Source organism: Cellulomonas sp. Y8 (genome assembly GCF_008033115.1).
In the GTDB taxonomy this organism is placed as follows: domain Bacteria; phylum Actinomycetota; class Actinomycetes; order Actinomycetales; family Cellulomonadaceae; genus Cellulomonas.
The window spans coordinates 3,031,994-3,055,496 of record NZ_CP041203.1; the positions used below are offsets into that span (position 1 = coordinate 3,031,994).

At 74.5% G+C, this 23,503-nt stretch carries 16 protein-coding genes and 2 pseudogenes; 10 read left to right on the forward strand and 8 right to left on the reverse strand.

Annotation, left to right across the window (positions count from 1 at the left end; translation table 11 throughout):
* Positions 1 to 94: 94 nt before the first annotated feature.
* The 8 genes and pseudogenes from FKM96_RS13720 to FKM96_RS13755 all read right to left on the reverse strand — a co-directional run bounded on the left by FKM96_RS13720 (position 95) and on the right by FKM96_RS13755 (position 10,932).
* Positions 95 to 1,057 carry an rRNA adenine dimethyltransferase family protein gene (locus FKM96_RS13720; protein WP_147795714.1) on the reverse strand — a complete coding sequence of 321 codons (963 nt, stop codon included), beginning with the start codon at positions 1,055 to 1,057 and terminating at the stop codon, positions 95 to 97.
* 36 nt (positions 1,058 to 1,093) lie between these two features.
* Positions 1,094 to 2,380 carry a resuscitation-promoting factor gene (locus FKM96_RS13725; RefSeq protein WP_147795715.1) on the reverse strand — a complete coding sequence of 429 codons (1,287 nt, stop codon included), beginning with the start codon at positions 2,378 to 2,380 and terminating at the stop codon, positions 1,094 to 1,096.
* A gap of 347 nt (positions 2,381 to 2,727) precedes the next feature.
* Positions 2,728 to 3,945, reverse strand: a complete 1,218-nt coding sequence (locus tag FKM96_RS13730; RefSeq protein ID WP_147795716.1) for a ubiquitin-like domain-containing protein — start codon at positions 3,943 to 3,945, stop codon at positions 2,728 to 2,730.
* A gap of 139 nt (positions 3,946 to 4,084) precedes the next feature.
* Positions 4,085 to 5,077, reverse strand: a complete 993-nt coding sequence (locus FKM96_RS13735; protein WP_147795717.1) for a TatD family hydrolase — start codon at positions 5,075 to 5,077, stop codon at positions 4,085 to 4,087.
* A 1-nt stretch (position 5,078) separates the two neighbouring features.
* Positions 5,079 to 6,874 (reverse strand): annotated as a pseudogene (gene metG / locus FKM96_RS13740) (methionine--tRNA ligase).
* 10 nt (positions 6,875 to 6,884) lie between these two features.
* Positions 6,885 to 8,405: a D-serine/D-alanine/glycine transporter gene (gene cycA, locus FKM96_RS13745; protein ID WP_147795718.1), complete on the reverse strand. Its 1,521-nt coding sequence runs from the start codon at positions 8,403 to 8,405 to the stop codon at positions 6,885 to 6,887.
* Between the two features lie 59 nt (positions 8,406 to 8,464).
* The gene (locus tag FKM96_RS13750) at positions 8,465 to 8,647 is read right to left on the reverse strand and encodes a hypothetical protein (protein WP_147795719.1); all 183 of its coding nucleotides are present in this window, start codon (positions 8,645 to 8,647) and stop codon (positions 8,465 to 8,467) included.
* 473 nt (positions 8,648 to 9,120) lie between these two features.
* Complete coding sequence (locus FKM96_RS13755) at positions 9,121 to 10,932, reverse strand: ABC-F family ATP-binding cassette domain-containing protein (protein WP_147795720.1); 1,812 nt, start codon at positions 10,930 to 10,932, stop codon at positions 9,121 to 9,123.
* 144 nt (positions 10,933 to 11,076) lie between these two features.
* Here FKM96_RS13755 and FKM96_RS13760 point away from each other — a divergent pair.
* The 10 genes and pseudogenes from FKM96_RS13760 to FKM96_RS13805 form a co-directional block, all read left to right on the forward strand.
* Positions 11,077 to 11,925 (forward strand): annotated as a pseudogene (locus tag FKM96_RS13760) (LacI family DNA-binding transcriptional regulator); the annotation flags it as partial.
* Between the two features lie 518 nt (positions 11,926 to 12,443).
* Positions 12,444 to 13,397, forward strand: coding sequence for an extracellular solute-binding protein (locus tag FKM96_RS13765; protein ID WP_246854975.1), 954 nt, complete (start codon positions 12,444 to 12,446; stop codon positions 13,395 to 13,397).
* Between the two features lies 1 nt (position 13,398).
* Positions 13,399 to 14,370: a carbohydrate ABC transporter permease gene (locus FKM96_RS13770; RefSeq protein ID WP_147795721.1), complete on the forward strand. Its 972-nt coding sequence runs from the start codon at positions 13,399 to 13,401 to the stop codon at positions 14,368 to 14,370.
* Position 14,371: 1 nt separating this feature from the next.
* Positions 14,372 to 15,208, forward strand: coding sequence for a carbohydrate ABC transporter permease (locus FKM96_RS13775; protein ID WP_147795722.1), 837 nt, complete (start codon positions 14,372 to 14,374; stop codon positions 15,206 to 15,208).
* Between the two features lie 3 nt (positions 15,209 to 15,211).
* Positions 15,212 to 16,198 carry a glycoside hydrolase family 130 protein gene (locus FKM96_RS13780; protein ID WP_147795723.1) on the forward strand — a complete coding sequence of 329 codons (987 nt, stop codon included), beginning with the start codon at positions 15,212 to 15,214 and terminating at the stop codon, positions 16,196 to 16,198.
* Positions 16,199 to 16,263: 65 nt separating this feature from the next.
* Complete coding sequence (locus FKM96_RS13785) at positions 16,264 to 18,411, forward strand: hypothetical protein (protein WP_147795724.1); 2,148 nt, start codon at positions 16,264 to 16,266, stop codon at positions 18,409 to 18,411.
* Between the two features lie 603 nt (positions 18,412 to 19,014).
* The gene (locus FKM96_RS13790; protein ID WP_246854976.1) at positions 19,015 to 20,439 is read left to right on the forward strand and encodes a sensor histidine kinase; all 1,425 of its coding nucleotides are present in this window, start codon (positions 19,015 to 19,017) and stop codon (positions 20,437 to 20,439) included.
* Complete coding sequence (locus FKM96_RS13795) at positions 20,436 to 21,194, forward strand: response regulator transcription factor (RefSeq protein ID WP_147795726.1); 759 nt, start codon at positions 20,436 to 20,438, stop codon at positions 21,192 to 21,194. Before FKM96_RS13790 ends, FKM96_RS13795 begins: the two co-directional genes overlap by 4 nt.
* Before the next feature lie 133 nt (positions 21,195 to 21,327).
* Entirely contained in the window at positions 21,328 to 22,266 is a 939-nt protein-coding gene (locus tag FKM96_RS13800; protein WP_147795727.1) for an ABC transporter ATP-binding protein, read from the forward strand.
* Entirely contained in the window at positions 22,263 to 23,426 is a 1,164-nt protein-coding gene (locus FKM96_RS13805) for an ABC transporter permease (protein ID WP_371300425.1), read from the forward strand. Before FKM96_RS13800 ends, FKM96_RS13805 begins: the two co-directional genes overlap by 4 nt.
* Positions 23,427 to 23,503 lie beyond the last annotated feature (77 nt).

Sequence of the window (23,503 nt, forward strand, 5' to 3'; positions counted from 1 at the left end):
ACCACTGTGCCAGGTCCGGGCGCGTCCGGCGCGTCCCGGCGGCGACGGGCGGGCCCGCGACGGCGGCGCGGACCGCCGACGGCGTCGGGCGAGGTCAGCCCGCCGTGGGTGCGTGCAGCTGCTCGGCGACGCGGGCGAGCGCGAGGACGTCGAGCGCCTCGCCGCGGGCCTGCGGGTCGACCCCGGCGGCCTCGATGGCGCGGGTGGCCGCCTCGCTGCCGCCGGCGAGGGTCGCCAGGGCGGAGCGGAGCATCTTGCGCCGCTGCGCGAACGCCGCGTCCACGACCGCGAACACCTGCTCGCGGGTCGCCGTGGTGGCCGGGGGCTCGCGCCGGTCGAGGCGGACCAGGGCGGAGTCGACGTTCGGCACCGGCCAGAACACGGACCGGCCGACGGTCGCGGTGCGGCGGGCGGAGGCGTACCAGGCGGCCTTGACCGACGGGACGCCGTAGGTGCGGCTCCCCGGAGGGGCGGCGACGCGGTCGGCGACCTCGGCCTGCACCATGACGAGGACCCGCTCGAGCGTCGGGAAGTGCTCGAGGAACGTGAGCAGCACGGGCACGGACACGTTGTACGGCAGGTTCGCGACCAGCGCGGTCGGCGCCCGCCCGGGCAGCGCGCGCACGTCGAGCGCGTCGCCGCGGACGACCGTGAGCGAGGGGTGCGGCGGGGGACCGGGGTCCGGCCCACCGGCAGCGGGCACGGGCACGTCCGGCAGGTCGACGGTGTCGACGACCGCGCCCGGGACGTGCCGGCGCACGGTGTCCGGAAGCAGCCCCGCGAGCACCGGGTCGATCTCGACCGCCACGACGTCCGCACCCGCCTCGAGCAGCCCGAGCGTCAGCGAGCCGAGGCCCGGGCCGACCTCGACGACCCGCTCGCCGGCGACGACGTCGGCCTGCCGGACGATCTTGCGGACGGTGCCGCCGTCGAGGACGAAGTTCTGCCCGAGCGTCTTGGTGGGGCGGATACCGGCGCGCTCGGCGAGGGCGCGGATCTCGGCCGGACCGAGCAACGGCCCCGCCGCGGGTGCGACGGGGCCGGTGCTGGAGGACATGCGGGCGAGCCTACCCGGCTGCCCGCGGGTGCGGCGTCAGCCGAACAGGCGCGACCCGCAGACCGGCCACTGGCCGGCGCCGGAGCGGTTGTACAGCATCTGCGCGCGGGCGGTCTGCTCGTCGGCCGAGGCCTGCGAAGGGAGCCCGGAGCCGCCGACCGCGTTCCACGTGGCGACCGAGAACTGGTACAGCCCGTGGTACTTGCCGGACGCGGACACGATCGAGGGGTTGCCGCCCGACTCGCACGCGGCGAGGGCGGCCCAGTTCAGGCCGGCCGCGTCGCCGCCGCCGACCGCCGCGGTGCCGGCGGAGGACGAGGAGGTCGACGCCTTGGGCGTGGTGGCGACCGGCTTCTTCTTGGTGCCGATGTTGGTCACCTGGTCGACGGGCGCCTGGGTCACCGCGTCGGACAGGGTCTCGCGGCCGGTCTCCTGGCCGTCGACGGTGGTGACGCGGTCGACGACGGTCCGGACGCCGACGACGCCGGCGGTGGTGACCTTTGAGTCGCCGACGTACAGCGACGCGTCGTTCTGCTCGACGGCGTTGAACGGCACCTCGTGCGTGGTGGTGACGTCCTGGACCACGACGCGGTTCACGACGACGGTCACGGTGCTGCCGGCGCGCTGCACGCTGACCCGGTCGAGCGGCTGGAGGGTGACGCCGAGCGCGTCGAGCGCATCCGCCACGGTGGTGCTGCCGTCGGGGACCGGGTGCGTCGCACCGTCGATCTGCACAGCGGCGGCGCCGTCGAGCGTGAGGTCCAGCGAGAGGTCCGGGCGGCCGCCGGCGGCGGAGCGGGACGCGACCAGGCGGACGTCGTCGCCGCGGGTCGCGAGCATGGTGAGCGCCTCGTCGGCGGTGAGCGCGGTCGTCCAGACCGTCTGCTCGGCGCCGTCGGCGCTGATCGTCACCTGGTGGGCGTGCCGGACGACGACGTCGACGCCGTCCTGGAGCGCGCCCGACGGGGTGACGGAGTCGCGGGAGCCGAGCTCGAGCTTCTGCTCGGCCAGCAGGCCGTCGACGCTGCCGGAGAACGTCGACACGGTCGTGGTGACCCCGTCGACGTCGAGGGTCACGGTCTTGTGGGCGTCCGCGACGGCGACGCCGCCGGTGGCGAGCACGACCACGGCGGTCGCGGCACCGATGAGGCGCACGCGACCCCGGCGCGACCGGCGGTCGCCGTCGGGCTCGGTGCCGGCGGACCCGGGGTCCGTGTTGTGGACGACGCGGGTGCGGAGGGCGGCGGGCGTGGCGGCGAGGCGCGCGCGGGCGCGACGGAGGAGGGAGGTCACGTAGTTCCAGACGACGGCGGTCCCGGGCACGGGGGGCGGGTGCGGCGCGCGTGGGCGTCGCCCGCCGGTGCCCCGGGCCGTGACGGCCCCGCGGCTGCGGCGGCACCTGGAGGGAGGTGCCGCACCGGCGGTCCCGGATCCCCGATCCGGCGGTCATGCCCCGCGCACTGCTGCGCGGGTGCGCTCGCAGGGGGAGGGCCCCGGTCTGTCACGAGCGACACGCGACCGTAACCCATTCGTGACCATGTGCCAAGTGGTCGCCGCGTCGGTGCAGGTGGGCGCGACGCTGACCGCGACGCTCAGCGCGTGCTCAGCCGATGTTCAGCGGGCGCGCCGGACCGACGGACGCGCCGGGCGCGACAGGGCCGGGCGAGGGCTCAGTACCAGCCCTTGGCCTGCGACGCCGACCACGCGCCGCACGGGGTGGAGTAGCGGCCGCCGATGTAGTTCAGGCCCCAGGTGATCTGCGTCGCGGGGTTGGTGCGCCAGTCGGCGGCGACGGTCGCCATCTTGGAGCCCGGCAGGGCCTGCGGGATGCCGTAGGCGCCGGAGGACCGGTTCTCGGCGTTGACCCGCCAGCCGCTCTCCTTGTTCCACAGCTGCAGCAGGCAGGCGAACTGGTCGTCGCCCCACCCGCGCGCGGCGGCGAGCTGCTTGCCGATCTCCTGGGCGCTGCCGGGCGAGACCGTGATGTCGACCCCGGTCGCGACCTCCATGGTGCCGACCTTGACCACCTGGGTCACGGGCTCGACGGTGACGGTCGACGCGACGACCTGGCGGTCGACCACCGCACCGCCGACGCTGGCGGTGCTGTAGGTGGTGGTGCGCACACCGGCGCGGCCGGCGGTCGCGACCTTGCGGGTGCCCTTCGCGAGCGTGGGGTCCTCGACCTCCTGCTCCTCGAACGGCACGGCCTCGGTGACGGTCTCGCCGGACGTCGCCGCGCGGGTCACCATGACCACGAGGCCGTCCGTCGCGGTCGCGTCCAGGGGGACGGACACCCGGTCGCCCTCGTTCAGCACCAGGCCGATGTCGCGCAGCGCGTCCCGGACGGTCCCGCCGCTGGTCAGCCCATCGATGACCTGGCCGTCGACGGCCAGGTGGATGGTCTTCTGCGTCGACACCCGCAGCACGTCGCCGCGCTCCAGGCCCGCCGACCGGGACGCGGACAGCAGCGTCTCGTCGTCGCGGAGGCCGAGCCCCTCGACGGCCTCGCCGACGGTGAGCGCGGTGGTCCAGACCGTGCGGTCCTGGCCGTCGACCTGGACGTCGATCTCCCGGCCGTGCCGGACGACGATCTGCGCACCGTCGCCGACGGGCTCGCCGAGGCCCGGGGCCACGAGGTCGCGGTCGCCCACCTCGATGTCGCCGGCGGCGAGCACCTGGCCGACGGTGCGGCCGAACGCACTGACCTCGACGGCGGTGCCGTCCACCTCGACCGTCACGGTCTTGTGCAGCCCGACGAACGCGGTCGTCGCGCCGGCCACCAGCGCGAGCGCGAGTCCCTGGGCGCCGTACCGGAGCGCGCGCGAGCGGCGGTCGGTGCGGTGGGACTTGCTCGACGAGGGGACGACGGGGGTCTCGGGCGCAGGCACGCGGAGGGCTCCAGCGGGTCGGGTCGGCGGGAGGGAGGGACTCACGCCGGTACAGCCTCCCGACCGTAACCGATTCGTGACCGTCAGGGGAACCCGAGATCCGCGCGATCACCCCTCCGGACGCGGCCCGCGGGCCGCGTCACCAGGTGCCGTAGACGCGCTCCGCGGTCGCCGCCAGCGCCGCGCACGCGTCGCCGAGGTCGAGGTCGCGCTCGGCCGCCAGGCGCCGGACGGTGTGCGGGACCAGGTACGGGGCGTTCGGGCGCCCGCGCAGCGGGTGCGCCGTGAGGTAGGGCGCGTCGGTCTCGACGAGCAGCAGGTCGAGCGGCAGCGCGCGCACCGCGGCGCGCAGGTCGTCGTTCGCCCCGTACGTCACCGGGCCGGCGACCGACGCGTACCAGCCCTCGCGGGCGCACACCTCGGCGAGCGCCGGGCCGCCGGAGAAGCAGTGGAACACCGTCCGCTCCGGGGCGCCGTCCCGGAGCAGCACGTCCACGACCTCGTCGTGCGCGTCGCGGTCGTGGATCTGCAGCGCGAGGCCGAGCTCCTTGGCGAGCGCGACGTGCGCGCGGAACGCCTCCCGCTGCACCTCCCGGCCGCGGGGCCCGGCGCGGAAGAAGTCCAGCCCGGTCTCGCCGACGGCCCGCACCCGGTCGTTGGCCCGGGCGACCGCGGCCACCCGGGCAAGGGCCTCGTCGAGGGACGCGTCGTGCCGCGGCTGCGGGTCCGGCTCCAGGCCGTCGGGCGCCACCTCGTGGACGCCGGCGTGCAGCACGGCCTCGTTGGGGTGGATCGCGACGGCGCCGAGCAGCGCGCGCCGGCCGGGGCGCAGCGGCGCCGGCGCGGTCGCCGGGTCCGCGGCGGGGTCGGCGTCGACGCGCAGCACCGCGTCGGTCCACGCGATCGCGTCGAGGTCGCAGCCGACCTGCACCATCCGCGGCACGCCGACGGCGGCGGCCCGGTCCAGGTGGTCGTCCAGCGTGGCCGGCGCCGGCTCGTCGCCCGCGTCCGCGCCCGCCGCCGCCAGGACGCCCAGCACCGACTCGAGGTGGGTGTGGTCGTCGACGACGGAGACGGGCAGCGGCTCCGGCGACGGGGCCCAGCCGGTGGGCCGGTTGCGGCTGCGCGCCACCTCAGCCCTGGCGCAGCCGGTCGAGCTCGGTCTCGACGACGTCGTCGTCGAGCTTGGTGAACACCGGCGTCGGCTTGCCGACCGGCGTGCCCGGCACGACGGCGCGCGGCCGCCACGCGGGCACCGTCTCGCCGAGCCGGTAGTCGCCGGTGATGACCGGGTAGTGCCGGGACGCGTCGTCGAGGTCGGTGACCTCGTCGATCCGGGGGAGCGGGGAGAACGTGCCGGTGCCGCCCAGGGCCTCGTGCACCGCCTGCGCGGAGTGCGGCAGGAACGGCGACAGCAGGGTGTTGCAGTCGCTCACGGCCTGCGCCCGCGGTGTGCAGCACGGTGCCCAGGCGCTCCGGGTCGTTCTTCAGCTTCCACGGCTCGGTCTCGGAGATGTACCGGTTGGCCTCGCCGACCACCCGCATCGCCTCGCCGATCGCCGCGCGGTGCCGGTGCGTGCCGATGAGCTCGCCGACCCGGCCGAACGCGGTCGTCGTGGTGGCGAGCAGGTCCTCGTCGACGGTCGTGCGCGGGGCCGGGCTCCGGGATCGCGCCGACGTTCTTGTGGATCATGCTCGCCGTGCGGTTGACCAGGTTGCCCCAGCCCGCGACGAGCTCGTCGTTGGTGCGGCGCTTGAAGTCGGCCCAGGTGAAGTCGGCGTCCTGGCTCTCCGGGCCCGCGGTCGAGATGTAGTACCGCAGCGCGTCCGGCTGGTACCGGCTCAGCATGTCGCGGACGTAGATGACCACGCCGCGCGAGGAGGAGAACTGCTTGCCCTCCATCGTGAGGAACTCCGACGACACGACCTCGGTCGGCAGGTTGAGCTTCCCGTAGACGCCCGGCTCGCCGCCCTTCGACCCGCCCCCGGCGTAGCCGAGCAGCTCGGCCGGCCAGATCTGCGAGTGGAAGGTGATGTTGTCCTTGCCCATGAAGTAGTAGGACAGCGACTCGGGATCGGTCCAGAACTGCCGCCACGCCTCGGGGTCGCCCGACCGGCGGGCCCACTCGATCGACGCGGACAGGTAGCCGATCACGGCGTCGAACCACACGTAGAGCCGCTTGGACGGGTTGTCCTCCCAGCCCTCGAGCGGGATCGGGATGCCCCAGTCGATGTCCCGGGACATGGCGCGGGGACGCACGTCGTCCAGCAGGTTCAGCGAGAACTTGAGGACGTTCGGGCGCCACTCGGTGCGGGTGCGCAGCCAGTCGCCGAGCGCGTCGACGAACGCCGGCAGGTCCAGGAAGAAGTGGTTCGACTCGACGAACTTCGGGGTCTCGCCGTTGATGCGGCTCCGCGGGTTCTTGAGGTCGATCGCGTCGAGCTGGTTGCCGCAGTTGTCGCACTGGTCGCCGCGGGCGCCGTCGTAGCCGCAGATCGGGCAGGTGCCCTCGATGTAGCGGTCGGGCAGCGTGCGGCCGGTCGACGGGCTGATCGCGTTCATGGTCGTCTGCTCGACCATGTACCCGTTCTTGTGCACCGTGCGGAACATCTCCTGCACCACCGCGTAGTGGTTGCGGGTCGTGGTGCGGGTGAACAGGTCGTACGACAGGCCCAGCTGGGTGAGGTCCTCGACGATGACGCGGTTGTACCGGTCGGCGAGCTCCTGGGGCGTGACGCCCTCCTGCTCGGCCTGCACGAGGATCGGGGTCCCGTGCTCGTCGGTGCCGGACACCATGAGGACGTCGTGCCCCGCCATGCGCATGTAGCGGCTGAACACGTCGGAGGGGACGCCGAAGCCGGCGACGTGGCCGATGTGGCGCGGGCCGTTGGCGTAGGGCCAGGCGACAGCGCTGAGGATGCGGGACATGGCGTCGATCCTAGTGAGCCGCGCGGGCGGGCTCGCGACCGGTCTCACCCGCGGCGTCGTCGGCCGCGTCGTCGCCGGCGTCGTCCGCGAGGGCGCCGGCCGGCCGCGCGGGGAGGGCGGCCGGCCCGACGACGCCCCGGCGGCGCAGCACGACCCACGCCACCGCGAGCACCCCGAACCACACCGGCATCACGAGCAGCGCCGCCCGCGTGTCGGGGTCCAGCGCCAGCACGACCACCATCGCCGCGAAGAACGCCAGCACGACCCAGCACATGACCCGGCCGCCGGGCATCCGGAACGCCGACGCCGCGTGCAGCTCGGGCGAGCGGCGCCGGTACACCAGGTACGAGACGAGGATGACGGTCCACACGACGATGAACAGCAGCGTCGCGACCGTCGTCACGAGCGTGAACGCCTCGATCACCGACCGACCCGCGTACAGCAGCACCACGCCCGGCAGCAGGCAGGCGCAGGAGAACGCGAGCCCGCGCGCCGGGACGTGCCGGGCCGACAGCCGGCCGAACGCGCGCGGCGCCTCCCGGTCCTCCGCGAGGCCGTAGAGCATCCGCGAGGTCGAGAAGATCCCGCTGTTCGCCGACGACGCGGCCGAGGTGAGCACGACCAGGTTGATGACGCCCGCCGCCGCCGGCAGCCCGGCGAGGGCGAACATCGCCACGAACGGGCTCTCGCCCGGGTCGATGCTCCGCCACGGGGTCACCGCCATGATCACGACGAGCGCGCCCAGGTAGAACAGCAGCACGCGCACGGGGATCGCGTTGATCGCGCGGGGCAGCGTGCGGGCGGGGTCGCGGGTCTCGGCGGCGGTGGTGCCGACCAGCTCGATCCCGACGAACGCGAAGATCGCGATCTGGAACCCCGCGAGGAAGCCGGTGAACCCGTGCGGGAAGAACCCGCCGTCGCTGTACAGGTGCGCCAGAGACGCGGTGACACCGTCGGCGCCCTGGAAGCCGATCGAGATCAGCACGACGCCGACCGCGATCAGCCCGACGATGGCGACGATCTTGACGATCGCGAACCAGAACTCCAGCTCGCCGAACAGCCGGACCGCGACCAGGTTGAGCGCGAGCAGCAGCACGACCAGGGCCAGCGCGGGCAGCCAGCGCGGCAGGTCGGGCGCCCAGAACGCCACGTACCCGGACACCGCGACCACGTCGGCGATCCCCGTGACGATCCAGCAGAACCAGTACGTCCAGCCGGTGAGGAAGCCGGCCCACGGCCCGAGGATGTCGGCCGCCATGTCCCGGAACGACTTGTACTCCAGGTTCGACAGCAGCATCTCGCCCATGGCGCGCATGACGAAGAACAGCATGAAGCCGATGACCGCGTACACCAGCAGGACGGACGGGCCGGCCAGGGAGATCGTGCGGCCGGAGCCCAGGAACAGGCCGGTGCCGATGGCGCCGCCGATCGCGATGAGCTGGATGTGCCGGTTGCTGAGGCCGCGCTGGAGGTGGTCCTCGGGCGCGTGCGGGGCGTGGGCGGCGGCGGCCGGTGCGGTGGGCTCGGGCACGGGCGTCCTTCCGGGTCGGGGGTGGGCGGGACCGTACCCCCGATCGGGTGACGCGCGCGTCAGCGTCCGTCAGGCAGGAGCGGCTGCTCCGCGAGGTCGCGGATCCACTGCGGGGTCTCGTCACCGAGGCTCTCGTCCAGGGTCACCCGGAGCCGGGCCGCGGCCCGCTGCACCTCGGGGTCGCGGAGCACCGCCGCCCGGCGGAGCCGCTGCTCCTCGATCTCCTGCTCGAACCGGTCCACCGGACACCTCTTCCTCGTCGTCGCGGCCCCCGGTTACGTCACCATCCTGCGGTGGCCCGACGGCCCTGCTCAACCCCGCTTCGGTGAGCGCCCGGAGCAGCCGGCGCTCGTCCCGGGTCGCGAGGTCGCTGCGGGCCAGGTGGTCCAGGACCGCGAGCCCGCGGGTCACGTGCGCGCGGTGCGTGGACAGCGTCAGCCCGAGCGCCCACTCCGCCCGCCGCCACCACTGCTCCCGCCGGTCCGCCCGGTCGCGCTGCCGCACCGTCGCGATCCCCACGACCAGCGCCACCATCGCCGCCGCCCCCGTGGCCACCGGGCCCAGCAGCGACAGCGCGCCGAGCCACTCGGTCCCCGTCATGCGGGCGACGCTAGGCCGACCTCCCCGGCGTCGGCACGCGCCCGCAGCGCCGCCCTGGGGACGGCGCGCGCCCCCGCGCCTGTGGAGGAGTCGGTGCCCGCCCGCGGCCCGGGCCTCAGCCCTCCACGGCCTCCGCCAGCGCCATCCACTTCTCCTCGACCTCGCCGATCTCGGCCTCGAGCGCCGCCTTGTCCTTCCCGAGCGCCGTCAGCCCGACGTAGTCGGCGGGGTCGTGCTCGGCCATCTTCTTCTCCAGCGCCTCGATCTGGCCGGTCAGCTTGGAGATCCGCCGGTCGAGCGCGCCGAGCTCCTTCTTGGCGGCCCGCAGCTCCGCCCCGTCCAGCCCCGACGGCGCGACCTCGCCGCCCACGGCGCCCGACGCCTCGGTGGGCGCCCCGGTCGCGACCGCGCCGGCCCCCGAGCGCGACCGCTCCAGCAGCCGCAGGTACTCGTCGACGCCGCCCGGCACGTGCCGGAAGTGGCCGTCGAGCACCGCGTACTGCTGGTCGGTGACCCGCTCCAGCAGGTACCGGTCGTGCGACACGACCAGCAGGGTGCCCGGCCAGGTGTCGAGCAGGTCCTCCATCGCCGCGAGCATGTCGGTGTCCAGGTCGTTCGACGGCTCGTCCAGCACGAGCACGTTGGGCTCGTCGAGCAGGATCAGCAGCAGCTGCAGCCGGCGCCGCTGCCCGCCGGACAGGTCCTTGACCGGCGTCTGGAGCTGGACCGCGGTGAACCCGAGCCGCTCGAGCAGCTGCCCCGGGGTCATCTCCTTGCCGCCGGCCACGTAGGACGTCCGGTAGCGGGCGATGACGTCGTTGACCCGGCTGTCGGCGATGTCCGCGAGCTCGGCCAGCTCCTGGGTCAGCGTCGCGACCCGGATGGTCTTGCCGCGCTTGACCCGGCCGGTCGTCGCGGTGACCTTGCCCGTCACCAGGCCCAGCAGCGTCGACTTGCCCGCGCCGTTCACGCCGAGCACGCCGGTGCGCTCCCCCGGGGCGATCCGCCAGGTCACGTCGCGCAGCACCTGGTGGTCGCCGTAGGACACCGACACGTCCTCGAGGTCGACGACGTCCTTGCCGAGCCGCGCGGTGGCCATCTGGGACAGCTCGACGGAGTTGCGCGGCGGCGGCACGTCCTCGATCAGCTGGTTCGCCGCCTCGATGCGGAACTTCGGCTTCGACGTGCGGGCCGGTGCGCCGCGGCGCAGCCAGGCGAGCTCCTTGCGCATGAGGTTCTGCCGCTTGGCCTCCGTCGCCGCGGCCATCCGGTCGCGCTCGACGCGCTGCAGCACGTACGCGGCGTACCCGCCCTCGAACGGCTCGACGATCCCGTCGTGCACCTCCCAGGTCGCGGTGCACACCTCGTCGAGGAACCAGCGGTCGTGGGTGACGACCAGCAGGCCGCCGGCGTTCGACGACCAGCGGCGGTTCAGGTGCCGGGCGAGCCAGGTGACTGCCTCGACGTCGAGGTGGTTGGTCGGCTCGTCGAGCATGAGCACGTCGTCGTCGCCGGCCAGCAGCGCGGCCAGGGCGACCCGGCGCCGCTGCCCGCCCGACAGGTCGCCGACGAGCTTGTCCCACGGCAGGTCGCCGACCAGGCCGGAGACGACGTCGCGGACCTTCGGGTCGCCGGCCCACTCGTGCTCGGCGCGGTCGCCGACGACCGAGGCCCCGACGGTCAGCGCCGGGTCGAGGGTGTCGGTCTGGTCGAGCACGCCGATCCGCACGCCGCCGCGGACGGTCACGCGTCCGGAGTCCGGGGTGAGCCGCCCGGCCAGCAGCGCGAGCAGGGAGGACTTGCCGTCGCCGTTGCGGCCGACGACCCCCACCCGGTCGCCCTCGTTGAGGCCCACGGTCACCGCGTCGAAGACGTTCTTGGTCGGGAAGGACAGGTGCAGCGCTTCGCCGCCGAGCAGGTGGGCCATCGGGCAAGCGTAGGGCGCGCGGGGCGCCGGTCCCGCGTCGCAGGCCCCGCCGCCCCGTCCGCCGCGACCGCGTCGTCAAACCGGTTGGCTCGATCGTCAAACCGCTTTTACGGTCGGGAGGACGTGCTGCACGAGGAGGTGAGCATGAGCCGACCGACGATCTCCGACGTCGCCCGGGCCGCCGGCGTGACGAAGGCGACCGTGTCCCACGCGTACAGCGGCCACCGGCCCATCTCGGCGGCGACGAAGGCCCGGGTGTTCGCCGCGGCGGAGGAGCTGCGCTGGGTGCCCAGCAGCAGCGCCCGCGCGCTCGCGGCCCGCCGGGCCAACGCGGTCGGCGTCGTGCTGCGCCGGGACCCGGCGATCCTCGCGTCCGACACGTTCTTCCCCGCGTTCATCGCCGGCGTCGAGCAGACGCTCGCCGAGCGCGAGGTCGCGCTGGTGCTCCAGGTCGTCGGCAGCAGGGGCGCCGAGGAGCGGGCCTACCAGGCGATGGCGGCGGGGCGGGCGGACGGCGTCATCGCGCTCGACCTGCACCGCGACGACTGGCGGGTGCCGTTCCTGGCCGGCCTCGGGCTGCCCGCCGTGCTGCTCGGCGCGTACGACGGCCCGACCCGGCTGTCGTGCGTCCGCACGGACGACGCCGACCCGGTCCGGGCGCTGATCGCGCACCTGCGCGACCGCGGCCACACCCGGATCGCGCACGTCGCCGGCCCCCTCGGCTACGTGCACTCCTACGCCCGGGCGCGCGCGTTCGTGCAGGCCGTCGGCTCGCGCGAGCTCGTGCGGGAGGGCGACTTCACCGCGGGCAGCGGGCGCGCGCACACCGCCGAGCTGCTCGCGCTGCGCGACCGGCCCACCGCGATCCTGTACGCGAACGACACGATGGCGATCGCCGGGATGTCCTACGCGCAGAGCCGCGGCGTCCGGGTGCCGGACGAGCTCGCCGTGGCCGGGTTCGACGACGACCACCTGTCCGCGCACCTCAGCCCGCCGCTCACCAGCGTGTCCACCGACCCCGCCCGCCGCGGCCGGGTCGCCACCACCCGGGCTGCTGTCCGACCTGGCCGGCGACGGGCCGCGCTCCGTCACGGTCGACTGCACCGCCCTGCAGCTGCGCGGGAGCACCGACGCCCCCGCGCCGACGCACCACACCCCCTGACGTGCTCGAGGAGGAGCTTCCATGAGGTACATCCGCACCGCCGCCCTGCTGGGCGCCGTCGCCCTCGCCACCGCCGCCTGCTCGAACGGGTCCGGCGACGGCGGCGGGTCCGGCGAGGCCACCGGCGCCACCGGGCCGATCACCGTCTGGCTGTCGAACAACGAGCAGGAGGTCGGCTGGGGCCAGGACGTCGTGGACGCCTGGAACGCCGACCACCCCGACGAGCAGGTGACGGCCCAGGAGATCCCGGCCGGCGCATCCTCCGAGGAGGCCATCACGGCCGCCATCACCGCCGGCACGGCGGCCGTGCCTGGTCTACAACATCTCCAGCGCGGCCGTCCCCGGCTGGGTGCGGCAGGGCGGGCTGGTCGACCTCACGACCTTCGACGACGGCGCCGACTACATCTCCGGGCGCGGCGGCGACGGCGTGTCCGGCTACGAGACCGACGGCGGCTACTACCAGCTGCCGTGGAAGTCGAACCCGGTCATGGTCATGTACAACAAGGCGCTGTTCACCCAGGCCGGGCTCGACCCGGAGGACCCGGGGATGGCCACGTTCGACGACTTCCTCGCGGGTGCCCGGCAGATCGTCGACTCCGGGGCGGCGCCCAGCGCGATCTGGCCGTCGCCGACCAACGACTTCTACCAGCCGTGGTTCGACTTCTACCCGGTGTACCTGGCCGAGACCGACGGCACCGCGCTGGTCGAGGACGGCAAGGCGACCTTCGACGACGAGGCAGGCAAGGCCGTCGCCGACTTCTGGGCGTCGATCTACGCCGACGGCCTCGCCCCGCAGGAGGCCGCGACCGACGACGCGATGGTGTCGGGCCAGACCGCGATGCAGCTGGCCGGCCCCTGGGCCATCGCGTCCTACAAGGACAGCGTCGACGTCGGGTTCATGCCGGTGCCGACCTCGGACGGCCGCGAGGACGTGACGACGTTCGCGGACTCCAAGAACGTCTCGATGTTCACGTCCTGCGAGAACCAGGGCACCGCGTGGGAGTTCCTCAAGTACTCCACCAGCGAGGAGAGCGACGGCGCCCTGCTCGAGGCGACCGGCCAGATGCCGCTGCGCCAGGACCTCGCGGCGACGTACCCGGACTACTTCGCCGAGCACCCGGAGTACGAGGTGTTCGCGGACCAGGCCGCCCGCACCGGCGACGTGCCGAGCATCCCGAACTCGATCGAGGCGTGGCAGGCGTTCCGCGAGGCGTACACGTCGGCCGTGATCTTCCAGAGCACGTCGGTGGAGGACTTCCTCAGCACCGCGGCGTCGAAGATCGACGACCTGGTGCAGGGCTGACGTGTCCACGGTGACGGCGGGCGCGGGGGCGGCGCCGGGCGCGGGGCCGGGCGCGAGCACCGGCCGTGCCCCGGCGCCCGCGCCCCGGGGCCGCAGCCGGCGGCGGTGGTGGGGCGGCCAGCCGCTCGGCACGCTGTTCGCGGCGCCCTACCTGGTGTTCGTGCTCGTCGTGTTCGCCTACCCGCTCGGGTTCTCGGCGTACATGGCGTTCCACGACTACTTCTTCACGGCGCCCGGCGTCGAGGTGCCGAAGCCGTTCGTCGGGTTCGACAACTTCCAGGCGGTGCTGACCGACCCGCAGGTGCTCGCCTCGTTCCGGAACACCGCGGTGTTCCTGGTCATCAACGTGCCGCTGACCGTCGGCCTCGCGCTCGTGCTGGCGTCCGCGCTGAACGCCGGGGTGCGGTGGGCGGCGGCGTACCGGGTCGCGTACTACGTGCCGTACCTGACGGCGAGCGTGTCCCTGGTGGGCGTGTGGATGCTGCTGTTCTCGTCGAACGGCCTGGTCAACGCGGTGCTCGGGCCGCTGGCGCCCGACCCGTCCTGGCTCGCGAACAAGGCCCTCGCCATGCCGACGATCGCCCTGTACGTGACGTGGAAGCAGCTCGGGTTCTACGTGCTGCTGTATCTCGCGGCGCTGCAGAACGTGCCGCGGGAGCTGTACGAGTCGGCCGAGACCGACGGCGCCGGCGGGGTGCAGCGGTTCCTCAACGTGACGGTGCCCGGGGTGCGGTCGGCGACGACGCTCGTGCTCGTCCTGGCGATCATCACCGGCACCAACCTGTTCACGGAGCCGTACCTGCTCACGGGCGGCGGCGGCCCCGACGGGGCGTCCGTGACGCCCGTGCTGCTCATCTACCAGCGCGGCATCCAGCAGCAGAACCCCGACGTCGCGGCGGCCATCGGCATGGTGCTCGTGATCGTCGTGGGGCTGCTGTCCCTGGCCGCGCAGCGACTGAACCGGGAGCGGTGACATGCGACGACGACGTGGCGGGGCGGTGGCGCGCCAGGTGCTCCTGGCGGCGGCCGCGCTGGTGTTCGCCTTCCCCTTCTACTTCATGGTGGTCGGGGCGTTCCAGGAGAGCCCGACCAACACCCCCGACCGGCTGGTGCCGACCTCCGGGTGGACGACGCAGAACTTCGCGCAGATCGACTCCCGGATCGACCTGGCGGGGTCGCTGGTCAACTCGCTGGTGTTCACCGCGGGCGTGCTGCTCGGCACCGTGGTGCTCGGCACGCTCGCCGGGTACGCGGTGGCGCGGCTGCAGTTCCCGGGGCGGCGGCTGACCTGGGTGCTCATGCTGCTGGTGCAGATGGTGCCGTTCCAGCTGCTGATGATCCCGCTGTACGTGCAGATCACCCGCGGCTACGGCCTCGGCGACACGTACCTCGGGATGATCCTGCCGTTCGCGATCAACACGACGGCGGTGTTCATCTTCGCCCAGTTCTTCCGGGCGCTGCCGCGGGAGATGTTCGAGGCGGCCCGCATCGACGGCGCCGGCGAGCTGCGCATCCTGCGGTCGATCGCGCTGCCGCTGGTCCGGCCGGCGCTCGCGACCGTCGTGCTCGTGACGTTCATCGGGCCGTGGAACGAGTTCCTCTGGCCGTTCCTCATCACCAAAGACGCGTCGCTGCAGCCGCTCGCCGTGTCCTTGGCCAACTACATCTCCAACGTGTCGCAGACCGCGGCCAACCCCAACGGCGCGATCCTCGCCGGCGCCTGCGCGCTCGCGTTCCCGGTCGTCGCCCTGTTCTGCCTGTTCCAGCGGTACTTCCGCACCACCGACCTCGGCTCCGCCGTGAAGGGCTGACCCATGACCGCGACCACCCTGTTCACCGGCGCGACCTTCCCGCTCGGCCCATTCGTGCCCTACGAGGGCAACCCGATCCTGCGGCCCCGCGGCGGGTCGTGGGAGTCGGCGAACCTGTACAACCCCGCGGCGCTGGTCGTCGACGACGAGGTGCTGCTGCTCTACCGGGCGCACGCCGAGGACATCGTGTCGCACATCGGCCTGGCCCGGAGCCGCGACGGCTACCACTTCGAGCGCGAGGCCGAGCCGATCCTGTCCCCGCAGGAGGACTACGAGGAGTTCGGCTGCGAGGACCCCCGGATCGCGTACGTCGAGGGCACGTACTACCTGACGTACACCGGCTGGGACCGGAAGGCGGCGCGCCTGTGCCTCGCCACGTCGACCGACCTGCGCACCTGGACCCGGCACGGCCCGCTGTTCCCGGGCTTCGACACCTTCGCCACCGTCGACCCGCGCGGGCACGAGTGGTCGAAGGCCGGGGTGATCGTGCCGGTGCGGATGCAGGGCCGGTGGTGGATGTACTTCGGCGAGGGCGGCCTCTACTGGGCGACCAGCGACGACCTGATCCACTGGACGCCGGGCACGCCGGACACCGAGCCCATGTACGCGCCGACGCCGGGGTCCTTCGACGCCGACCTCGTCGAGATCGGCACCTCGCCGGTGCTCACCGACAACGGGCTGCTGGTCATGCTCACCAACGGCGCCACCCGCACCGTGCACGACGACGGCACCGTCGACGTCGACTACCGGTGCGGCCAGATCGCGATCGACCCCGACGAGCCCACCCGGGTGCTGGCCCGCCTCCAGGAGCCGTGGTTGCGGCCGCAGACCTTCGAGGACCTCAACGGGCTGGTGTCCAACGTGACGTTCGTCGAGGGGCTCGTGCAGTTCGACGGGAAGTGGTTCGCCTACTACGGGCAGTCGGACACGACGCTCGCGGTGGCGGTCCACGACCCCGCCCGGCCCTGGGGGTCGTCGCTCCGCGGCTGAGCCCTCCCGCACCACCCGACCCGCACCACCCGACCCGCACCATCCGACCAGGGAGACGAGAGACGATGACGACTCGGCGCACCTTCCTCGCCGCGGCCGCCGCGGTGCCCGCGCTGGTGGCGGCCGCGCCCGGGACCGCCCCCGGCGGGAGCGGAACGACCGGAGCGATCGGAGCGACCGGCGCCACGACTCCCGGCGCCGCCGGGACCGCCCCGCCCGGGTCGCGGCTCGCGAACCCCGCGCACCTGCGGTTCCTCCTCGACACGGTGCCGCTGCCGGCCGTCGACGCGCACACCACGTACCGGATCGCGGAGGAGCCCGCGGCGCTGGCCCCCTGGACCTACGCGGACGCGGACGGAGGCACGTTCCGCCGGGTCGGCGGCGGCACCCTCGACCCGGCCACGGGACACTGGAGCCAGGGCGCCTACAACGCGGACGATATCGCCCGCGCGGCGGTCGTCCTGCTGCGGGACTGGAAGGCCGCGAGCGACGGGGAGAGCCGGGAGCAGGCGTACCAGCTGCTCCGCACGCTCACCTACCTGCAGGACGACTCCGGGCCGCACGCCGGACGGGTGGTCTTGTGGCAGCAGCCCGACGGGGTGCTCAACCCGAGCGCCGAACCGGTCGAGCTGCCCGACCCGTCGAACTCCGCCGAGTCGTACTGGCTCGCGCGCACCGTCTGGGCGCTGGGGGAGGGGTACGCGGCGTTCGCGGCCGACGACCCTGCTTTCGCCCAGTTCCTGCTCGACCGGCTGCACCTCGCAATCGGCGCGCTCGAGCAGGAGTCGCTGTCCCGGTACGGGCGGCGGGTGCGCAGCGACGGGGTGCCGCTGCCGGAGTGGCTCATCGCCCGCGGCGCGGACGCCACCGCGGAGGCGGTGCTGGGCCTGGTGGCCGCCGTGCGGGTGCTGCCCCGCGACCGGCAGCTGTCCCGCGCGCTCGACCGGTACGCCGAGGGCATCGCGGCGATGGGGACGACGGACACCCGGCCGTGGCCGTTCGGCGCCGTGCTGCCGTGGACCGGGTCGCTCGGCTTCTGGCACGCCTGGGGCGCGGCGGCTCCCGAGGCGCTCGCGGCGGCGGGCGCGCTGCGCGGCCGGCGGGACTGGCGGCGCGCGGCGCTCGCGGACGCGGGCACGTTCACCCCGCTGGTCCTCGCGACCGGCGGACCGTTCAACGCCTGGACCCCGGCACCCGGGGAGGCGCAGATCGCCTACGGCGCCCACGGGCGGGTCGCGTCGGCGCTGGCGGCGGCGGACGCGGGCGGCGGCGAGGGCCTGCGGGTGCTCGGCGGGCTGGCCGCGGGCTGGTTCTTCGGCGCGAACCCGGCGGGGGTGCCGGTGTACGACCCCGCCACGGGCGTCACCTTCGACGGCGTGGAGACCGACGGCCGGGTCAACCGGAACTCCGGGGCCGAGTCGACGATCCACGGGCTGCTCGCGATGCAGCTGCTCGACGCCCGACCCGACGTCGCGGCGGTCGCCCGGTCGATCACGGGCCCGGTCGCGCACGACGGCCTCCGGGTGCTGGACGCCGAGGCCGCGCGGCTCGGCGCGGGCTGCGAGGTGGTCCGGCCCGCCGAGGGCGCGTGGACCGGGGAGGGCAACCTCGTCGGCGGCGGGTACGTGCGGGTGCCGCCGGGGTCGACGGTCGAGTTCGACGTGCCCGGGGCTGGGGCCGGGGCGGGAGCCGAGGAGAGGGCCGGGGCGGGGACCCGGACGGCGGGCGCGTGGGCGCTGCCGCTGGTGTGGCGGACCGCCGTCCCGGCCGGGCGGGCGCGCTGGGAGGTCGTCGGTGGGCCGCGGCTCGGGCGGACCGAGAACGGCGGCACGGGACCGGCCGGGCTCACCGAGGCCGACGGGAGCCTGGTGCCGCAGCTGCTCGACCGGCCGCTGCCGGACGCCGGCCGGCCCGGCGGCGTCCCCGCGGGCGGGGTGGTCACCGTGCGCTGCACCAACGAGGGGGGCGGCGACCTGCGGCTCGACGCCCTGCTCCTGCGGCCCGCGGTGGCGACGGCGCGCTGGTCCACCACGGCGGGGACCGACGCGGTGCTGCACGCGGGGTCCACGGCCCGCGCCACGTCGGCACCGGCGCTCGCGGCCGGCTCCGGAGCGGCGTACCTGCCGGACGGCCGGGTCGACCGCCGGGTCGCGGTGGCCTCCCCGGACGCGTCGGTGCCGGTCCCGGCGGGCGGGTTCACGATCACCCGCTGAACGGCCCGCCGCCGAGCGTGGCCGCCGCCGACCGTGGCCGCCGCCGAGCGTGGCCCCCGCCGAGCGCGGATGCGATGCCACGCAGGGGGAGGGAGTTCTTCCCGGGTGTGCGTACGCCGCGTCCGCGGTGTCGCCGGGCGTGGGCGGGTTGTCTCCGGCGTGTGCGTACGCCGCGTTCGCGGTGTCGTCCGGGGTGCGGGGTGTCGTCCTCGCTGGCGTGTGTACACACGGTCAGCGGCGTCCACCGCGTACGCACTCTCGCGAGGAAGGTGGCGGTGGGGCTGGGGCACGCGGCGTCCACCGCGTACGCACTCTCGCGAGGAAGGTGGCGGTGGGGCTGGGGTACCCGGCGTCCACCGCGTACGCACTCTCGCGAGGAAGGTGGCGGTGGGGCTGGCGTACCCGGCGTCCGCCGCGTACGCATGCGTGCGAGGAACGTGGCGGTGGCTGGGTACGCGGAGCACGCACGCGCGAGGCGCGGGTCCCGGTCGCCGGGGTCCACGGTGGCCGCGTGGTCGCGGGGGTCGTTCCCGCGGGTGGGGACGGGGCGTCCACCGTGGTCACGGCCCGGGGTCCCGGTCGGGTCCGGCTACGGTGGCACCCGTGCAGCCGCTCGACCGCGACCCCGGCACGGCCGACGTCCCCGACGCGACCCGCCCCGACGCCACCCGCCCCGACCCGGCTCGTCCGGACCCGACCCACCTCGACGACCGCGACGCCCCGGTCGTCGAGGCGCTCGCGGACCCCGACGCCCCGGGCTGGCGGCGGCCGCCGATCACGTCGGACCAGCGCCGGTACGACGTGCTGCTGGCCGCGGGCCTGCTGATCGGCGGCATCCTCAGCCTGGCGCTGGGGCGCACCGCGGGCATGTACGACGAGCCCGCGGAGGGCTGGGTCGCGGTCCTCTGCGTGCTCGCGGTCACCGCGCCCCTCGCGTGGCGCCGGCAGCGGCCCGCCGTGGTCGCGGTCGTGGTCGCGGCGGCGTTCGTCCTGATGGGCGAGCTGCGGGTCCCCGAGACGCTGTTCGGGAACATCGCGCTGTTCATGGCGCTGTACACGGTCGGGGCGTGGGACCGGAACCGCGCGCGGGCGCTGTGGGTGCGGGCGGGGATCGTCGTCGCGATGTTCGTCTGGCTGCTGGTCGCGATGTTCCAGGCCGTCACCGACCCGGAGGGCATCGAGGGCTTCTCCAACGCCGGCGCGTTCTCCCCGCTGGTGGCGTACCTGCTCATCCAGCTGCTGACCAACATCCTGTACTTCGCCGGGGCCTGGTGGTTCGGCGAGCACGCGTGGAACGCCGCCCGCGAGCGCGCCCGCACCGAGTACCGCGGCCGGCTGCTCGTGGGCGAGCGCCGCCGGGTCGAGGAGCAGGCCGTGGCGATCGAGCGGCTGCGGCTGGCGCGCGAGCTGCACGACGCCGTCGCGCACCACGTGTCGATGATGGGCGTGCAGGCCGCGGCGGCGCGGATGGTGCAGCAGTCCGACCCGCAGCAGGCCGCCGCCGCGCTGGAGCAGGTCGAGGACTCCGCGCGCGAGGCCGTCGACGAGCTGCACGGGCTGCTCAGCACGCTGCGCGAGTCGGGGACCGAGGCGCACGCGGCGTCCGCAGTGGGATCCCTGTCCGTCGAGCGGCTGCCCGAGCTGGTGCAGCAGGCCGCGGACACCGGCCTCGCCGCGCAGTACCAGGTGGTCGGCGAGCCCGTGCGGGTGCCGCCGCTGACCTCCCTCAACCTGTACCGGATCTGCCAGGAGGCGCTGACCAACGTGCGCAAGCACGCGGGCACCGGCGCCCGGGTCGACGTCCGGCTGCGGTACGAGCCCGACGCGGTCGAGCTCGAGGTCACCGACGACGGCACCGGCGCCCGCCGCGCAGCCCGGCGCGGGACGTCCGGCGGGCTCGGCCTGGTGGGCATGCGGGAACGGGTCGCCGCCGACGGCGGCACGCTGGAGACCGGCGCGCGCGGGCGCGGCGGGTACCTGGTCCGGGCGCGGGTGCCGCTCGGGCCGCGGACGGGAGGGGCACGATGAGCGGGGCCGACGCGGTGCGGTTCGACGACGCGACGGAGGCCGACGGCCCGGACCGGGGCTTCGGCCCGGACCGGCCGGTGCGCGTCGTGCTCGCCGACGACCAGGCGCTGCTGCGCGCGGGGCTCGCCACGATCCTCGGCGCGCAGCCGGACCTCGAGGTCGTCGGGCAGGCCGGCGACGGGGCCGAGGCGGTCGAGCTGGCGCGGGCGCTGCGCCCGGACGTCGTCTGCATGGACGTGCAGATGCCGGGCGTCGACGGCCTGGAGGCCACCCGCCGGATCACGGCCGACCCCGACATCACGGCGGGCGTCCTCGTGCTCACCACGTTCAACCGGGACGACTACCTGCTGGAGTCCCTCCAGGCGGGCGCCGCCGGGTTCCTGCTGAAGAACTCCCGGCCGGAGCAGCTCGCCGACGCCGTGCGCGCCGTCGCCGCCGGGGACGCGCTGCTGTCGCCCGAGGTCACCCGCGCCGTGATCGCCCGCGCCGTCGTCGGCCAGGGATCCGCCTCCGGGGGGAGCCCCGCCGGTGCGGCGCGCGGGACCGGGGACCCCTCCGCCACGGGGCTGACCGAGCGCGAGCTCGAGGTGCTGCGGCTGGTCGCGCGCGGGCTGAGCAACGACGAGATCGCCGCCGAGCTCGTCCTGGGCCGCGCCACCGTCAAGACCCACGTGTCGAACGTGCTCACCAAGCTCGGCCTGCGGGACCGGGTGCAGGCGGTCGTCTACGCGTTCGAGAACGGGCTCACGGACTGACCTCCTCCGCCCCGGGACGGAGGCCGGCGCGCCCGGCAAGTTCCGCCCGGCGGCCGAGGTGCCGGGGCACGGTCGCCTCCTAGCGTTGACCTCAGCGGACGACGGGTCCGGACAGGTCACGACAGGAGACGACATGCTGCAGCTCGACGGGATCCACCGGTCCTTCGGGGACCGGCTGGTGCTCGACGACGTCGGCTTCTCGGTGGAGCGCGGCAAGCTCACCGGGTTCGTCGGCGGCAACGGCGCCGGCAAGACGACGACGATGCGGATCATCCTCGGGGTGCTCTCCGCGGACTCCGGCACCGTCACCCTCGACGGGAGCCCGCTGGGCGACGACCGCCGCCGGGCGTTCGGCTACATGCCCGAGGAGCGCGGCCTCTACCCCAAGATGCACGTGCTGGAGCAGATCACCTACCTGGCGCGGCTGCACGGCTACGAGCGGCGGGTCGCGACGGAGAAGGCCCGGGACCTGCTGGAGAAGCTCGGTCTCGGCGAGCGGCTGACGGACCCGGTCGACGACCTGTCGCTCGGCAACCAGCAGCGCGCGCAGATCGCCGCCGCCCTGGTGCACGAGCCGGAGGTGCTGGTCCTCGACGAGCCGTTCTCCGGCCTCGACCCGATGGCGGTCGACCTGGTGCTCGGCGTGCTGCAGGAGTACGCCGCCCGCGGCGTGCCGGTGCTGTTCTCCTCGCACCAGCTCGACGTGGTCGAGCGGCTGTGCGACGACGTGGTCGTCATCGCCGGCGGGAAGATCCGCGCGGCGGGCGAGAAGGAGGCGCTGCGCGCCCAGCACGCCGCGCCCCGCTACGAGATCGCCTCCGGCGGCGACATGGGGTGGCTGCGCACCGAGCCGGGCGTCCGGGTCGTGGAGTTCGACGGCGGCTACGCCCTCTTCGAGTCCGACGAGACCACCGCCCAGCGGGTCCTGCGCGCCGCGCTCGACGCCGCCCCCGTGCAGCAGTTCGCCCCGGTCCGCCCGCGGCTCGCGGAGATCTTCCGCGACATCGTCCGCGACGAGGAGCGCCACGACGACGCGCCCACCACCACGAAGACCAAGGAGACCGTGCGATGAGCCGCCGCACCCCGATGATGTCGAACGCGCCGTCGTCCGGCCCCGCGCCGGCCGGCCGGCCCGCCACCCCGAACACGGTGCAGGCGACGCTCATGGTCGCCGAGCGCGAGATCACGACGCAGGTCCGCAGCAAGTCCTTCCTCATCTCGACCGCGGTCCTGCTCGTCCTCGTCCTGGGCGGGATCATCCTCACCTCGGTGCTGGGCGACCGGCTCGGCGGCGGGGACACCAAGGTCGCCGTCGTGCCCGAGACCGCCGCGGTGATCGAGGGCGTCGACGGGCTCGAGGCGGTCGACGCCGCCGACCCCGAGGCCGCCCGCGCCCTGGTCGAGTCCGAGGAGGTCTCCGCCGCGGTCCTGCCCGACGACGACGCGGACAACCTGCTGGGCGTCGTCGTGGTCGGCCTCGACTCCGCGCCGGACGGCGTGATCAGCGCGCTGGCCGTGACCCCGCCGGTCGAGCTGCTGGACGAGTCGGGCACCTCCGACGGCCTGCGCTACATCGTGTCCTTCATCTTCGGCATCGCGTTCTTCATGGCCGCCATGACGTTCGGCAGCACGATCGCGCAGAACACCGTCCAGGAGAAGCAGTCCCGGATCGTCGAGCTCCTGCTCTCGACCGTGCCGCCGCGGGCCCTGCTCGGCGGCAAGATCCTCGGCAACACGGTGCTCGCCGTCGGCCAGATCGCCGCGATCGCCGCGGTGGCCGTCATCGGCCTGGTGGTCACCGGCCAGGACGACCTGCTGGGGATGATCGGCGCGCCGGTCGCCTGGTTCGTGCTGTTCTTCCTGGTCGGGTTCGTGCTGCTGGCCGCGCTGTTCGCGTCCGCCGCCTCGCTCGTCTCCCGCGTCGAGGACACCGGCCCGGTGCTCACCCCGGTGATGATGCTCGTGATGATCCCGTACTTCGGCGTCATCTTCTTCAACGACAACGACCTGGTGCTGACGATCATGTCGTACGTGCCGTTCAGCGCCCCGGTCGGGATGCCGGTGCGGCTGTTCCTCGGCGAGGCCTCCTGGTGGGAGCCGCTGGTGTCGCTCGTGATCCTCGCCGGGACCGCGGTCCTGGTGACCGGCATCGGCGCCCGGATCTACTCCCGCTCGGTGCTGCGCACCGGCCGCCGGGTCAAGCTCTCGGAGGCCCTGACGAAGGCCGCCTGACACCCGCTCGGTCGACGACGCGCGCGGCACCCGCAGGGGGTGCCGCGCGCGTCGTCGCGTCTGCGCGCGCGCCCCGC